Here is a 14,885-nt window from a genome sequence, read left to right as displayed (position 1 = left end):
TGGCCCGATTGGAGTATCTCCCGCATGAAAACCTATCTGCTGCTGACGCTCGCTGTCCTGTTCGAGGTGTTCGGCACAAGCTGCCTGCAAGCCAGCCAGCAATTCAGCAGGCTCTGGCCCAGCCTCGGGGTTCTCGCCGGTTTTGCGGGGGCCTTCTATCTGTTCACACAGGTGCTCAAGACCTTACCGCTGGGAATTACCTATGCGCTCTGGTCGGGGATCGGGATCGTGCTTACGAGTCTGATCGGCCTTGTGATCTTCAAACAGAGGCTCGACTTTGCGGGGATTTGCGGCATTATCCTGATCCTTGCGGGCGTATTTGTGATCAATCTCTGGTCTAAATCCGCTGTTCATTGAGTTGAGGGCTAGAATGACCGGCCCAAATGCACTATGCGCTGGGGCAATCCTCCCTAGCAGGCAAGATTTCTCATGGAACTTCGCAATATCGCGATCATCGCGCACGTTGACCACGGCAAGACAACTCTGGTCGACCAGCTTCTGAAACAATCCGGTGCATTCCGCGAAAACCAGGCCGTTGCAGAACGCGCCATGGACAGCAACGACATCGAACGGGAACGCGGGATCACCATCCTTGCAAAATGTACCTCGGTCGAGTGGGAAGGCACCCGCATCAATATCGTCGACACCCCCGGCCACGCCGATTTCGGTGGCGAGGTGGAGCGCATCCTGTCGATGGTGGACGGCGTCTGCCTTCTGGTCGACGCGGCCGAAGGCCCGATGCCGCAAACCAAATTCGTGACCTCGAAGGCACTGGCGCTCGGCCTGAAGCCGATCGTGGTGCTCAACAAGGTCGACAAGCCGGCCGCCGATCCCGATCGCGCGCTGGACGAGGTGTTCGACCTCTTCGCCAACCTCGGCGCGACCGAAGAACAGCTTGATTTCCCGCATGTCTACGCTTCGGGCATCGGCGGCTGGGCCGATGACGAACTGGACGGGCCGCGCGAGGATCTGAGCGCGCTGTTCCGCCTGATCGTGAAGCATGTCGAGGCCCCGAAACAGGTCGAGAAAAAAGACGAGCCCTTCGCGATGCTGGCCACCACGCTGGCCGCCGATAACTTCATCGGCCGCATCCTGACCGGCCGTATCGAATCCGGCACCCTGAAAGTGGGCGATAGCCTCAAGGCACTGTCGCGCAAGGGCGACAAGATCGAGCAGTTCCGCTGCACCAAGATCCTTGCCTTCCGCGGCCTGAGCCAGCAGCCCATCGACGAAGCGCAGGCCGGTGATATCGTCACCGTAGCAGGCATGACCAAAGCCACCGTGGCCGACACGCTCTGCGCGCTGGAAGTCGAAGAGGCCATTCAGGCCAAACCGATCGACCCGCCGACCATCTCGGTGACCTTCGGCATCAATGACAGCCCGCTGGCGGGTAAAGACGGCTCCAAAGTCCAGTCGCGTGTCATCCGTGACCGCCTGATGAAAGAAGCCGAAACCAATGTGGCAATCCGTGTCGAGGATACGCCCGGCGGGGAAGCCTTCATCGTGTCGGGTCGGGGCGAACTCCAGATGGGTGTTCTCATCGAGAACATGCGCCGCGAAGGGTTCGAACTGTCGATCTCGCGCCCGAAAGTGATTTTCCGCGAGGAAGATGGCGTGCGCATGGAGCCGGTGGAAGAAGTCATCATCGATGTGGATGACGAATATTCCGGCGTCGTGATCGAGAAGCTTACCGGCTACCGCAAGGGCGAGCTGGTCGAGATGCGTCCGGCAGAAGGCGGCAAGACCCGCGTTGTGGCCCATGTGCCCTCGCGCGGCATGATCGGCTATCAGGGCGAGTTCCTGACCGACACCCGTGGCTCGGGCGTGCTGAACCGTCTGTTCCATAGCTGGACCCCCTATAAAGGCGCCATCGAAGGCCGCCGTCAGGGCGTTCTGATCTCGATGGAGAACGGCACCTCGGTCGCTTATGCCCTGTGGAACCTCGAAGAGCGCGGCAAGCTGTTCATCGGCGCGCAGGAAGCGGTCTATACCGGCATGATCATCGGCGAGCATTCGCGTGACAACGATCTGGAAGTGAACCCGCTCAAGGGCAAGAAACTGACCAACGTCCGTGCCTCGGGCACCGATGAAGCCGTCCGCCTGACCCCGCCGGTGCGCATGTCGCTGGAAGAGGCGATCGCCTATATCGACGATGACGAGCTGGTGGAAGTGACCCCGAAAGCCATCCGTCTGCGCAAGGTCCATCTGGACCCCCACGAACGCAAGCGCGCCTCGCGCGAGGCCTGATTTCAGGCGTGGCACTGACGATCGAGGAAGGGGGGCTGTCTGCCCCCCTTTTTCGTCTGCGACGAAAAATTCCCCCCGAGGATATTTCCGGCAGCTGGATATGGAAACGGCGCGAAAGGCAGAGCTTCGCGCCGTTTTTCCTTGTGATAGGATGATGGTTTAGCGGAACAGGATCAGCGCGCCCTCGTTCCATGCGATGCGGGTCCGCGCGCCCACATCCAGCACCGGCCGTCCGAAGACATTGCGCATCGACAGGCGCACGGTCTGTTCGACGCCATCGAGGCGGACATCGTAATAGGTCATGTCGCCATAATAGACGACTTCTTCGATGGTTGCGGGGGCTTCGCGGCCTGACGCGGATTGGTCGCCGAAGAGAATTGTCATGGTTTCGGGGCGGAACCCCACAGAGACCTGCCCGTCATGGGCATGCGAGACCTGATCGGGGCGCAGGTGACAGGCGCCAAGCCCTGCGACCATGACCCCGATCCGACCCTCCGTTTCGTCCTCGATATGGGCCGGAAGGAAGTTCATCGCGCCGATGAACTCGGCCACGCGGCGGGATTTGGGGCGGCGGTAGAGTTCTTCGGGATCGTCGAGCTGGGCGATCTCGCCTTCGAACATCACGGCAATCCGGTCCGACATCACCAGTGCTTCTTCCTGATCATGGGTCACGAGCACGAAGGTGATGCCCAATTCGCGCTGGAGTTTGATCAGCTCGACCTGCATCTGCTCGCGGATCTTGCGGTCGAGCGCCGACATGGGTTCATCCAGCAGCAGCACCTTGGGTTTGAGGATCAGCGCGCGGGCCAGAGCCACACGTTGGCGCTGGCCGCCCGAAAGCGCATGGGCTGCGCGTTTGCCATAGCCGCCAAGCCCGACCATTTCGAGCGCCTCCTCGACGAGCTTGGCTTTTTCCAGCTTGGTCCGCGGGTCACGGCGCAGACCGAAGGCCACATTTTCGGCCACGGTCAGATGCGGGAAAATGGCATAGGACTGGAACACCATATTAGTGGGGCGGCGGTTGGCCGGCACGGAGCCCATATCCTTGCGGTCAATCAGGACCACCCCCGAGGAAATATCCTCGAAGCCCGCAATGGTACGCAAAAGCGTGGTTTTGCCGCAGCCCGAGGGACCGAGCAGCGAGAAGAACTCGCCTTCGCGGATGGTGGCGTTGATGCCGCGCAGGGCATGGTAATCGCCATAGTATTTCTGCACATCGCGAAACTCGATCATCGGTTTCGCATCGGTTTTGACTTTGTTCACAGGAAACCTCCCTGATCCTTACCACCGGTCTTGGCGATCCCGCGGCGTCGGAAATATTCGGCAATGGTCAGCAGCACGATCGAGGCCGCCACAAGGCAGGTGCCAAGGGCAAGGATTACCGGCACGGCCTTGGGGAAGCGCAGCTGCGAGAAGATATAAGTGGGCAATGTGGGTTCGTTGCCCGCGAGGAAGAAGGCGATGATGAATTCATCCATCGAGATGGTGAAGCTGATCAGCATCGAAGAGATGATCCCGGGCAGCACCAGAGGCAGGGTCACCAGACGGAAGGTCGACCATCTGGTTTCGCCAAGATCATAGGCGGCCTCTTCATAGGATGGATCGAGAGAGGCGAATGCCGTCGAGAGGATGGTGACCGCGTAGGGCGTGGCAATCAGCACATGGCCGAAGATCACCGTCAGGATCGAAAGCTTCACCCCCATCCCCAGAAGCACGATCAGAAGCGAGCCGCCAATCATGATCTCCGGAAGCACCAGAGGCAGCATGATGAAGCCCATCACCGGCCCCTTGCCTTTGAACTTGAACCGCGTGGTCGCGCGGGCCGCAAAGAGCCCCAGCACGGTCGACAGGATCGCGGTGGACAGGCCGATGACCAGTGAATTGCCCAAAGCACGGCGCAGGGTATCGTTTTCGGCCATTGCGGCGAACCATTGGGTGGTCCATCCCGTCAGCGGGAAAGCGACAATAGTGCCATTGTTGAACGCGAAGACCGGCAAAAGGATGATCGGCGCGTAGAGGAAGACCAGATAGAGAACCGTATAGAGTTTCAGACCCGAGAGTTTCATTTGGGGCCTCGCAGATATTTCCGGTTTGCCAGAACGAAGAGCGCCGCGATCAGCGCCACGACGGCCATAGCCGAGATGGTGATGGCAGATCCCATCGGCTTGTTATCCAGAGGCAGCATCTGTGCCTGAATGAGATTGGCGACCATCGGCATCTTGCCGCCGCCGATCAGTTCCGGCGCGACGTAATCGCCGATCACCGGAATGAAGACCACCAGGACGGCCCCGACCACCCCCGGCATGGCCAGCGGCAGGGTGATCCGGCGGAAACTGTTGAAATAGCTCTCGCCCAGATCCCGCCCGGCTTCCAGAAGCGAGCGGTCAATTTTTTCCAGCGCCACGAAGATCGGCAGAATGGCAAAGGGCGCATAGGCATGGGCCAGCGCTACCGCAATCGCCGGAACCGTGCCCATCATGCGGAACGGCTCTTCGAACAGATGGCCCGGCCCCATAAGACCCAGCATTTCAAGGCCCGAATTGATCACACCATTATAGCCGATGATCACCTTCCACGCGAAGATGCGGATCAGGTAGGACGTCCAGAACGGGATGGTGATGAGAAAAAGCCAGAAGCTCTTGCGCGAGGGGGCGACCTTGAACGAAATGAAATAGGCGATGGGGAAGGCCGTGCCCACGGTAAGCGCCGTGACGATCAGCGCCACAATGACCGAACGCAGGAGGATCGCGCGGAAGATCGGGTCTTTCCAGACGTCGATATAGTTCTGCAACGTGAATTCATGGATGATCGTCAGATACCCGTCCTTGAAGAAGGAATAGGCAAAGATGGTCAGCAACGGTGCAGCCAGCATCACCAGAGCATAGAGCAAAACCGGGCTGAGCGTAAAATATCCCTGGGCGGTCTCGCTCCGCCTCCACGAGGATGACGCCATATGAATCTCCCAAAATCTGACGCGCTTTCCTTGACGAAAGCATAGCGATTAAGCGGAGGAAAGCCCTAGCACAGTATTTTAAGCCCTATCTGACGGCAGACGCCTAAATATTAAACACAAACCCCTCTTTATCCGCCAATCATACCGGAAGATCGTTGGGCTGGTGCTGCAAAAGTACTGTCAATCGCGTCAAGGCCTGACACATCAGCTCTTCCGAAACGCCGCCCGAAAGCGCGATGCGCACCGCATTCGGGGCGTGACCGTCTTGCAGGACATATTCATCGGCCGAGCGCAGCAGCACGCCCTCGGCCTCGGCCATCCGCACGAATGTCGAGCTGCGCCAGCCCAGCGGCAGACGCATCCACAGGAAGGACAGCCCCTCCTGCCACGTGATCTCCTGTGCGCCCAATATATTGATCGCCATCTTCAGACGCCGGTCCATCTCGGCCTGCGCGGCAAATCGCAGGCGCATCGCATCACCGGAGGTGAACAGCCGCGTGACCATATCGGTCACCGGACGCGGCAGGCCAAAATAGCTATGCTGCGCAGTCAGACGCCCCGCCTCGCCCATGCCATCGGGAGCGACAACGATTCCGAAACGCATGCCCGCCGAAATCGTCTTGGAAAGCGAGGTCACATACCAAGACCGCTCGGGGGCAACCGTGCGCATCGCGGGCAGATTGGTCACCGGCGCGGTGTAACAGTCATCCTCGACGATCTGCAGATTATGCCGCCGCGCCACCTCGGCAATCGCGATACGACGCGCGGTGCCCATGCGCACGGCTGTCGGGTTCTGGGCATCCGGAGTGATGAAGACAAGCTGGCCATTATAGCGCCGCGCGGCATGGTCCAGTGCCTCGGGGATCATGCCCTCGTCATCCAGTGCAATCGGCTGGATCTCCGCACGATGCAGGCGCGCCGCATGCCGGAAGCCCGGATAGGCAAGTTCTTCGGCAAAAACGACAGGACGATCCCCGCGCAGGCAACATTGCATGACAAGCGACAGCCCATTCTGCCCGCCAAGCGTCAGCACGACATCCTCGACCGTCACCAGAGACCGTAGACTGCATCCCGGCGGAAACCATTCCAGCACGGCCTCGCGGCAATAGGCATCGCGCCGCAGCCCCGGATATTTCAGGTACTGGTCATTCACTTCGCGCGCAGCTTCGGCCATCGCGCGCGACAATGCCGCCGCCTGCCCGACATCCGGCAGAATGGGCGAGCGGAAATCGACCACGCCGTCATTCTGCCCCTCTTTATATTCGTAGCTGCTATTGGAATAGAGCGGCTCTGTCGGGCCGAGTCGGGCAGATTGTATCGATACAAACGTGCCGCGCCCCACCTCGGCCTGCAGCAGGCCTTCCTGCGTCGCAATCTGATAGCCACGCGCCACGGTGCCAGGGGTCACCCCCAGCCGCCAAGCGAGATCCCGAACCGTTGGTAACTTCTGCCCAGGCATCAGTTTTCCTTCGCGAATTCCTTCCCGCAAAGCCCTGACGAGCGCCAGATATTTCGGACCTTTCTGGTTGGAAAGCTGCGGCTTCCACTGCAGGGCCTGATCGGGCATGGGCACCTCTCTTGTATCGGGTACAATATTTCACTGGCTGACGGTAGCAGGCTCATTGTACCAGTATTTTACCGAAAGGATCGGATTGTATCAATACAAAATACTCAGGTGCCCCATGCAAAGCCTTTTCATCTTCAGACATCCCGCGCAGCACATTGCGAAACCGTCGATCATGAAAACGGTCATGCTCTGGATGTTCCGCGCCCGCAGCCGCCGCGCCTTGGCAGAGCTGCCCCCCTATATTCTGAAGGATATCGGTCTGTCGACATATGACGCCGAACGCGAGGCGGAACGCCCGTTCTGGCGCTAATCGCAGACCATAACGAACCCCAGTGAGAACCGTCTACCCCTGTCGGTTCTGCTGTACTGGCCGGGCAAATGCCCGGCCTTTTTTGGCTTACCGGTCTTCATCCGATAGATAAAGTTCAGCCCAGAAGATGCCGTTTATGAAACAGAATTTCCATCCGGTCATCTTCTGCCAACAGGCCGATATTCTGACGGGTCGGCACATAGCTTTCCAGCCAGACCCCCTCGACAAGCATTGCCTCGGTGTCCGCAAAAAGGATCTGCACATAGTTACAGGCGCTCACCGGCTCTAGCCCCGCCGAACGCGTGGCAAGATCTTTCCCACACATCTCGGACAGTGACGGATCGGCTACAATCCTTTGCATCGGCGCAAGGCTCAGATCTGCCTCCGGCAGGCCACCACCCAATGTCCCCGCCGCAATCCGGCTGGGTCGTAATTGCGGCGCAAGGCCCAGAACACGCCATTGCAAATGCCGGTGGCCAACCCAGAGAACCGGCTGCAACCCGTTCCGCGTCATCACCAGATCGCCATTCCGAAGCTCGTCACAGCGTCGTAGCCCGTCCGCCGTTAAAACACGGCAGCCTCCCTCGATCCCCGTCCCCAGCGCATAAAGCGCGTGGAGAGGGCCGGACGCCGCCGGTCCGTCCTCCGGGTCTGCAAAAGAAAACTCTCCCGCCTTCTCGTCATAATCGGAAAATGCGAAGCGCGCCTCTGTCGCCTGCTCGATCGTAGACAGGACAAGCACATCGTCCGAACAAGGCTCGGCCCCGAGCGAAAGGGCGGAAAACGCGTTGAGGTTCGGCAAGCCCATCATCCCATCCAGATAGCGCCATTGATACAGCGGTTCGGGGATGACTATGCGGATGCAAGTTTAATAAAATCTAAAATTGCCCCGTTTCCTTGAACGGGGCAGCCGATTGCGGGGATTGCTCAAGCGTAAAGCAGCAATGCCGCCTCGTGACGGCGCAAGCTCCGCCGCGCCGAGGTGAAATTCGTCAGATTGGCCGTTGTCTGCAACTCGGGGAAAAGCGCAAAGATCTCTGTCTTCTGCGCCTCGCCCATCGTGGTCAGCGTCACCTCACCGGGCTGGAAGCTTTCTGTCCATGCCCCATCGACCAAGGCGATCTCGTGGCGCTCGCACATGAAGTGGATATAGCTCACCGACGGCACAACCGCGCTCACGATCCCGGGCAGGCCTACCAGATATTTTGCCGCCACAAGCACTTCATATTCTTCGAAATAAAGCTGGGCGCGTTCGCCGGTGACCAGCATACGGTGATTGGGCGACACAAACATGTCCCGCTCGGGCAGGCCATTGCCCAAAGCGCCCGCACCAATCATCACCGGCGCCTGCTCGGGCTTGCGCAGCAGCGTCTCGCGTCCCAACTCGCAACGCCCGCTCCAGACAAGCTCCTGCACGCCATTGTCACGGGTCAGAATCTTGTCACCGGCTTTCAGCTCCTCAACGGGCACTTCCCCATAGGGCGTGGCCACCATTGATCCGGGCGTAAAGCAGGGCACGACATGTTCGATATCGCAGTAATGCACCGTGATATATTTTCCGGTGTCGCAATTATAGAATTTCAGAACACCGGATTGCCCCCAATTTCCGCAGAATTCGGGATAATGCCAATCCGTTTGCAATTCATAGCCTGCTTTCAGGATCTGACCATATTGCAGCGTATCGCAATCCTTGCCGGTCCAACCGCCATCCACATAAATGTCGCCCGCCGAGTCTCCGGTGAGGATGAATGTGTCCGCGTCACGCTCTCCGAACAGCTTGTCGCCGCCGCTGCCGATGAGCGTGTCATTGCCGCTGCCGCCCAAAAGGGTGTCGCAGCCAGCGCCGCCATCCAGAAGGTCATCCCCGCCGAGCCCTTTAAGAAGGTCATTCCCGCCCAAGCCGTTGATCACATCGTCACAACCATCCGAGCCGACGAGCACGTCCGAGCGATTGGTGCCGGTGATGGGCCTACAATGACCATCCTTGTCGCAACCGCTACGGTCATATCCGTCTTTATCATAGCCATCTTTATCGTAGCCGTCCGCGTCATACCACGCGCCGAGAAGACTCTCCGTCATCTTATTCCCCTCATTAACGAGAAAACGGCCAGGATTCTGCTCGGCCCGGCTCTGAACCATTAAAGAAACGTTACCCTAAGGTTAGCTTTGTGAAAAGTGAAGCTCTTACGACACAGCGATAAAACATAAAACTGCGCAAAAAAAGTGCTATTAGGCGCAGAACATCAATGGGATCGGGCGCAATACGACTGACCGAAGCCCGAAACGGGAAAGGCCGGCTCCCTTCAGGGGAACCGGCCTTTCTTTCACGCGCGTTTCAGAAGCTCTGCCTCGTGGCGCTTGAGCGATTTCCGCGCCGATTGATAGTCTTCAAGGCCTTTATGCGTTTTCAGTTCGGGGAAGATCTCGAAGATCTCGTCGCGCTGTGCATTGCCCATGCTACCCAAGGTCTGATCCCCGGGCTGGAAGCTTTCGGTCCATGCCCCGTTGCCCAGAACCACCTCATGGCGGTCGAACATGAAGTGCAGATAGCTGGTGCCCAAGGTCTCGACCGTGGCCACCCCCTCCATCCCTGCCATATGCTTGGCCGAAACGAAGACCTCGTGCTCTTCAAAGAACAGGCTCGTTTTCGCATTGGCCACCAGCATACGGTGATTGGGCGACACCATCATATCCCGTTCGGGCAGGTTCGGCCCCAAGGCTCCGGCACGGATCAGAACCGGCTTGAGATGGGCTGCTGCATCCAGTTCGGCTTTGGTCAGATCGCGACGCCCGACCCAACGGATTTCCTGAATGCCGTTGTCGCGGGTAATGACCTTGTCACCGACCACCAGCTCTTCCACCAGCTTTTCGCCACGCGGGGTCGCGATCAGCGTGCCCGGCGTGAAGCAGGGCACCAGTTCCTCGATGTCGTAGAAATTGACATTCGCATAGGAATGGGTGGTGGGGTTGTAGAAGGTGATCTGGCCATTAAAACCTGGATTACCGTTATATTCCGGATTTTTGACGATGCTCTGGACTTCATAGCCCGCCGCGATCATCCCCGAATAATCGAGCGTATCCCAGTCGTCGCCATCCGAACCGCCATCGACGGTGATATTGTAGTTTCCGGTCGTGCTGATCGGGGTGATCTTGAACAGGTCGCGGCCCGCATTGCCCTGCAGCACATCATTATCGCCGCCGCCGATGATGGTGTCATTGCCATCACCGCCCGAAACCGTATCGGTGCCGGTGCCGCCTTCCAGCAGGTCATCGCCCGCGCCACCCTCCAGCAGATCATTGCCCTGACCGCCAATCAGCGTGTCATTGCCCTCATCGCCCTTGAGAGTGTCATCATCAACGCCGCCATCCAGATAATCATCCCCGATGCCGCCCTCGATCGAATCGTCGTCATCCTCGCCATAGATCACGTCGTTGCCGGCACCGCCGATCAGCGTGTCCATGCCATTGTCGGTGACCTTGTCGCCTGCGGTGTCAGGCAGGTTGACATCCAGACCGCTGGTCGGACCGATGCCACCATAAATCGTGTCATCGCCATCGCCGCCTTCGACATAATCGCTGCCTTCGCCCGCGATGATGCTGTCATTGCCCGCACCACCCAGAACGGTGTCATCGTCATAGCCCGCATTGATGGAATCGTCGCCATCGCCGCCTTCGATATAGTCGTTATCGTCACCGGTGAAGATGGTGTCGTTTCCGGCCCCACCCAGAACGGTATCGCGATCGTCATAGGGGTCGCTATCAGCAGACCAGAGCCCCTCATAGCCACGGTCGGGAAGCGCATCGACAAGCGGCTTGCCGGTATCGATATAATCATCCCCGTCGCCGCCTTCGACATAATCGCTGCCCTCATCGGCATAGATCGTGTCATTGCCCTCGCCGCCGAACAGGCGGTCATCGCCGGTGCCGCCATGCAATTCGTCATTGCCCGCATCACCATAAACGGTGTCATTGCCCGAATTGCCACGCAGCAGGTCGTCATCGGCCCCGCCATGCAACTCGTCATCACCGTCAGCGCCGTTCAGGCTGTCCTGACCGTCATCGCCCCAGAGCGTGTCATTGTCGATCCCGCCATTGAGCGAGTCATTACCGGCACCGCCATGCAATTCATCATCGCCATCGGCGCCTTGCAGGGTGTCATTGCCATCACCGCCCCAGAGCGTATCATTTTCCGACCCGCCCACAAGACTGTCATCGCCCGCACCTCCTTCGAGAAGGTCGTTGCCCGCGCCACCTTTCAGCGTGTCATTGCCATCGCCGCCCAGCAGCGTGTCATCGCCCGCGCCGCCATCCAGAACGTCATTTCCGGACTCGCCATACAGCGCATCATCGCCCGCATTGCCCTGAAGGTTGTCATTGCCGTCGCCGCCATACACCTCGTCATTGCCCGCACCAGCCTTGACCGTGTCATCGCCCGCGCCGGCCTTGACGATATCATCATCGCCGACCTCTCCGGGAAGCAGCGCATCGCCATGATCGATCATGTCGCCCTGCGGGTCGCCGGTATAGGCATAATCGATGGTGTCATTCCCATCGGTGCCCTGCACGATCCCGTCCTTGGGATTGGCCCCGACGGTGACCGTCAGAGTCGCGTCATCCAGCCCGCCCTGACCATCGCTGACCTGATAGGTCACGGTCGCTTCCCCCGAGAACCCCTCGTTGGGGGTGAAGGTCAGCGTGCCATCGCTATTGACGCTTACAGAGCCATCCTCCGAAACCGGCGTGCCCGATATCGACAGCGTATCGCCATCGATATCGGTGTCATTGGCCAGCACATCAACCGTCACCGGAGTGTTATAGCCCGTGCTTGCCGTATCATCCTGCGCAACCGGATCATCATTGACGGGCGTCACGCTGACAGCCACTTCGGCGCTGTCGGTGTTCCCATTGCCGTCGTCGATCGTATAGGTGATCTTGTCGTCGCCGTTATAATCTGCATCCGGCGTGTAGGTCAGCGTGCCGTCATCATTCACCGTCACGCTGCCATGTTCGGCGCTGGCCGAGGTGACGGTCAGCGTATCGCCCTGCGGATCGCTGTCATTGCCCAGAACATCGATGATAACGCTGTCATCCTCGGCCACGGTGGCGGTGTCGTTTTCCGCATCCGGCGAGAGGTTGATGCCATCTCCCTTGATCTCTTCGATCTCGGTATAGTTCAGCGAGCCGGTGACATTGCCGTCATCATCCAGAAACTCGACGGTGCCATTGGTGCCGTTGCCGTTTTCGTCTTCGGTCACATCGGTCAGACGATAGGCACCCTGCCCCGTCAGGTCCAGCGTATCCCAATCGTCGCCGCCCGCGCCCCCATCAACGGTATCGCCCGCGCCGCCCATGATCGTATCGCGGTCATCGCCGCCCGAGATGCTGTCGGCACCGTCGCCACCGCTCAGCAGGTCGTTGCCGCCATTTCCTTCGATGACATCATCACCGGCGCCACCCTCAATAGTGTCATCGCCTTCGGTCTCGTCCACGATCGTGGTGGCATTGATATCGCTCAGGTAGATCGCCTGATCGGAATCGCCGCCATTGTCGTAATCGATCACGATCTTGGCCACATTCCCGTCAACCGTCACCAGGGCAGAGCCCTGCGCGCTGCTGGCGTTCAGGCTGCCCGTATCCTGCACCCCGCCCGAGACGGTATTGCCATCCACCGTGGCGCCGCCCGCGGGCGTGATGGTCACATCCAGCTCGTTGCCATCGGCGTCATAGGCATGAACCGTGACGATATCCTTATGATATCCGGCCGTGTCATTGGCGTAATCGATATCATTGATACGGAAGCTGACATTGGTCACCGCATCGGCCACACCCTCGGCATCCGAGGAGAAATCGAGCGTGGTGGTCGAGGTATCCCCCGCCTTGCAATCGCCGCCAGCCCCGTAAAGCATCAACCCGCTATTCGCGTCCAGACCATCGCCGCTTTCGGTATATTCGCTGGTATTGGTCACTTTGGCATAGGCACCACGCTCCTGCGCGGTAAAGCCGAAGGTCACCTTCACATCGCCCATATCGAACGAGGAGCCAGAGGCCAGCGTACAGCCCGCGCTGCCGAACTGCGTCCAGTCCACGCTCACATCGCTGCCCGAGGTCGTGCCGGTGCCGCCATCGCCGATCAGCGTGTCATTCCCGTCATCGCCGGTCAGGGAATCGTTGCCCGCATTCCCCTCGATATAGTCATTGCCCGCGCCACCGATCAGCGTGTCGTTATCGGCCCCGCCATAGAGCGAGTCATCCCCGCCCTTGCCATCAATCAGATCATCGCCAGCATTGCCATAAAAGACGTTGGTATAGCTGTCATCGCCCGCCGTGCTCTGCTGGTCGTAGCCGGTCAGCGTGTCATCATAGGCAGAGCCGAACGCGCCGTCGATCCCGTCATACTGGTCCCCCGCCGCATCGCCCGCGCTGCCGGTCATCGACACCAGATCGACATTCACCCCTGCGGAAGACGCCGAATAATCGACCATATCCAGCCCGGTGCCGCCCGAAAGCGTATCGACTTCGGCACCGCTGACCAGCGTGTCATCGCCCGCGCCGCCCGACAGGTAATCATTGCCCGCGCCGCCATCGAGGAAATCATCGCCATCGCCGCCCCAGACGGCGTCATCGCCCGCGCCCGAAAAGACCGTATCATCGCCCGCGCCCGCCACGACCACATCGGCGTCGCCGGTATACCCGTCAAGATGACCATCATTATTGTCGATCATGTCGCCGTCATTATCGCCGGTATAGGCGGTGTCGATCAGGTCATTGCCATCCGTGCCATAGACGACCCCGTCGCTCAGATCGGGGGCCTCGTCAGGATAGGTCGCCAGATCGCTGTAATGGACCGAAGGCGTCTCGTAGCTGCTGTTGCAGCTTTCATATTTAGTAATCGTATAGGTCTCGCCCGGCACCAGCGGTGCATCGGAAACCAGGCCGGATTCATCGGTTCCGCGACCGATATCGAAGACATAAACATTGATGCTGTTGCCGCTGCTATCGGTCACCACATAGCGGTATTCGGGCGTGATCGAAGAGGACGCGCTATAGGTGCTGCCTTCCAGTGTGGTGGTCTGGGTAATGTGCTGGTTGCTGTCATTATCGCTGAAGCGGTCATCGCAATCGCTCAGCGAGATCGACTGAACCCATGCGTCGGAGCTGATCGTGAACGACTGGCCGACCGCGCTTTTCGAACTGGTTTCGCTATCGGGGAACACACAGGACGAGGACGCAGCAATATCGGAAAGATCCCACGCTTGAAGTGTATAAGTATTTGTCACGTCTACTCAACCTTACCCAAAACCGGCCTTCACTCCGGTAGCAGCCAACCTATGGCGCATGCCTGCGCCTCTCAGCCCACCCCTTCAGGGGCAGATGGCGACATGAAAGCAGACCGAACCCGACCCTTTCGGGCCAGCAGGACCGGAAAACGGACTGAAGGCTGCGCCTCCTGATCCCCGCCACCGCGCGCTACCCCCATAGCTCGCCTTTCCGTCGCGTTATTGCCTGAAATAACGAAAGCTTGAGAATATAAAAAGCAATATTTTTATTCTCTTACGAAGTTCATAAGCGTCACTCACCACATTTACCACAATCTGGACGCGAACCATCTTATTGTTGCCAAAATCCCGTTTCCCTTAACGAAACAATACCCCGCCATGATTGCGGAAACCGTGGGTTTGCACCAATAGACGCGCCCAATCTTCGCCACATTAGAAACAATTCAACATATCGGCGCATGGGCGAAATGCCGTCAAATCAACGCAAATAAGTCGCGATCGAAGTTAACGCATTCCCTCCAATCAGAAACA

At 59.0% G+C, this 14,885-nt stretch carries 10 protein-coding genes; 3 read left to right on the top strand and 7 right to left on the bottom strand.

Features of this window, described 5'->3' with window-relative positions; genetic code table 11:
• Nucleotides 1-24: 24 nt before the first annotated feature.
• Nucleotides 25-357, top strand: a complete 333-nt coding sequence (locus AC2ISB_RS04645; RefSeq protein WP_339107160.1) for a DMT family transporter — start codon at nucleotides 25-27, stop codon at nucleotides 355-357.
• Between the two features lie 72 nt (nucleotides 358-429).
• Nucleotides 430-2,247 (top strand): translational GTPase TypA, encoded by a 1,818-nt coding sequence (gene typA / locus AC2ISB_RS04640; RefSeq protein WP_339107159.1) that lies wholly within the window; start codon nucleotides 430-432, stop codon nucleotides 2,245-2,247.
• Between the two features lie 159 nt (nucleotides 2,248-2,406).
• Here typA and AC2ISB_RS04635 read toward each other — a convergent pair whose 3' ends face one another.
• The 4 genes from AC2ISB_RS04635 to AC2ISB_RS04620 form a co-directional block, all read right to left on the bottom strand.
• Nucleotides 2,407-3,480, bottom strand: a complete 1,074-nt coding sequence (locus AC2ISB_RS04635; RefSeq protein WP_486576756.1) for an ABC transporter ATP-binding protein — start codon at nucleotides 3,478-3,480, stop codon at nucleotides 2,407-2,409.
• Nucleotides 3,481-3,506: 26 nt separating this feature from the next.
• On the bottom strand, nucleotides 3,507-4,313 hold the full coding sequence (locus AC2ISB_RS04630) for an ABC transporter permease (protein WP_339107158.1): 807 nt from the start codon (nucleotides 4,311-4,313) through the stop codon (nucleotides 3,507-3,509).
• Complete coding sequence (locus AC2ISB_RS04625) at nucleotides 4,310-5,200, bottom strand: ABC transporter permease (protein WP_339107157.1); 891 nt, start codon at nucleotides 5,198-5,200, stop codon at nucleotides 4,310-4,312. The genes AC2ISB_RS04630 and AC2ISB_RS04625 overlap by 4 nt, the downstream gene beginning before the upstream one ends.
• Nucleotides 5,201-5,339: 139 nt before the next feature.
• Nucleotides 5,340-6,767, bottom strand: coding sequence for an aminotransferase-like domain-containing protein (locus tag AC2ISB_RS04620; RefSeq protein ID WP_486576335.1), 1,428 nt, complete (start codon nucleotides 6,765-6,767; stop codon nucleotides 5,340-5,342).
• Nucleotides 6,768-6,939: 172 nt separating this feature from the next.
• Here AC2ISB_RS04620 and AC2ISB_RS04615 point away from each other — a divergent pair, with 172 nt between their 5' ends.
• Nucleotides 6,940-7,077 carry a DUF1127 domain-containing protein gene (locus AC2ISB_RS04615; RefSeq protein ID WP_339107155.1) on the top strand — a complete coding sequence of 46 codons (138 nt, stop codon included), beginning with the start codon at nucleotides 6,940-6,942 and terminating at the stop codon, nucleotides 7,075-7,077.
• Nucleotides 7,078-7,192: 115 nt separating this feature from the next.
• Here AC2ISB_RS04615 and AC2ISB_RS04610 read toward each other — a convergent pair whose 3' ends face one another.
• From AC2ISB_RS04610 to AC2ISB_RS04600, 3 genes are all read right to left on the bottom strand, one after another.
• On the bottom strand, nucleotides 7,193-7,879 hold the full coding sequence (locus AC2ISB_RS04610) for a Hint domain-containing protein (protein WP_486576333.1): 687 nt from the start codon (nucleotides 7,877-7,879) through the stop codon (nucleotides 7,193-7,195).
• Between the two features lie 125 nt (nucleotides 7,880-8,004).
• On the bottom strand, nucleotides 8,005-9,156 hold the full coding sequence (locus AC2ISB_RS04605) for a Hint domain-containing protein (protein WP_486576332.1): 1,152 nt from the start codon (nucleotides 9,154-9,156) through the stop codon (nucleotides 8,005-8,007).
• Nucleotides 9,157-9,401: 245 nt separating this feature from the next.
• Nucleotides 9,402-14,354, bottom strand: a complete 4,953-nt coding sequence (locus tag AC2ISB_RS04600) for a Hint domain-containing protein (RefSeq protein ID WP_486576330.1) — start codon at nucleotides 14,352-14,354, stop codon at nucleotides 9,402-9,404.
• Nucleotides 14,355-14,885 lie beyond the last annotated feature (531 nt).

It is taken from the genome of Thioclava sp. NS-SX20 (genome assembly GCF_057380695.1).
The sequence above is the reverse complement of the archived record's forward strand: the minus strand, read 5'-3'. Positions and strand labels throughout refer to the sequence as shown.

Excerpts from the sequence above, each read along its gene's own strand:
- AC2ISB_RS04615 (WP_339107155.1), top strand. The coding sequence starts at position 6,940 with ATGAAAACGGTCATGCTCTGGATGTTCCGCGCCCGCAGCCGCCGCGCC.
- AC2ISB_RS04630 (WP_339107158.1), bottom strand. The coding sequence starts at position 4,313 with ATGAAACTCTCGGGTCTGAAACTCTATACGGTTCTCTATCTGGTCTTC.
- AC2ISB_RS04620 (WP_486576335.1), bottom strand. The coding sequence starts at position 6,767 with ATGCCCGATCAGGCCCTGCAGTGGAAGCCGCAGCTTTCCAACCAGAAA.
- AC2ISB_RS04645 (WP_339107160.1), top strand. The coding sequence starts at position 25 with ATGAAAACCTATCTGCTGCTGACGCTCGCTGTCCTGTTCGAGGTGTTC.
- typA (WP_339107159.1), top strand. The coding sequence starts at position 430 with ATGGAACTTCGCAATATCGCGATCATCGCGCACGTTGACCACGGCAAG.
- AC2ISB_RS04635 (WP_486576756.1), bottom strand. The coding sequence starts at position 3,480 with ATGATCGAGTTTCGCGATGTGCAGAAATACTATGGCGATTACCATGCC.
- AC2ISB_RS04605 (WP_486576332.1), bottom strand. The coding sequence starts at position 9,156 with ATGACGGAGAGTCTTCTCGGCGCGTGGTATGACGCGGACGGCTACGAT.
- AC2ISB_RS04625 (WP_339107157.1), bottom strand. The coding sequence starts at position 5,200 with ATGGCGTCATCCTCGTGGAGGCGGAGCGAGACCGCCCAGGGATATTTT.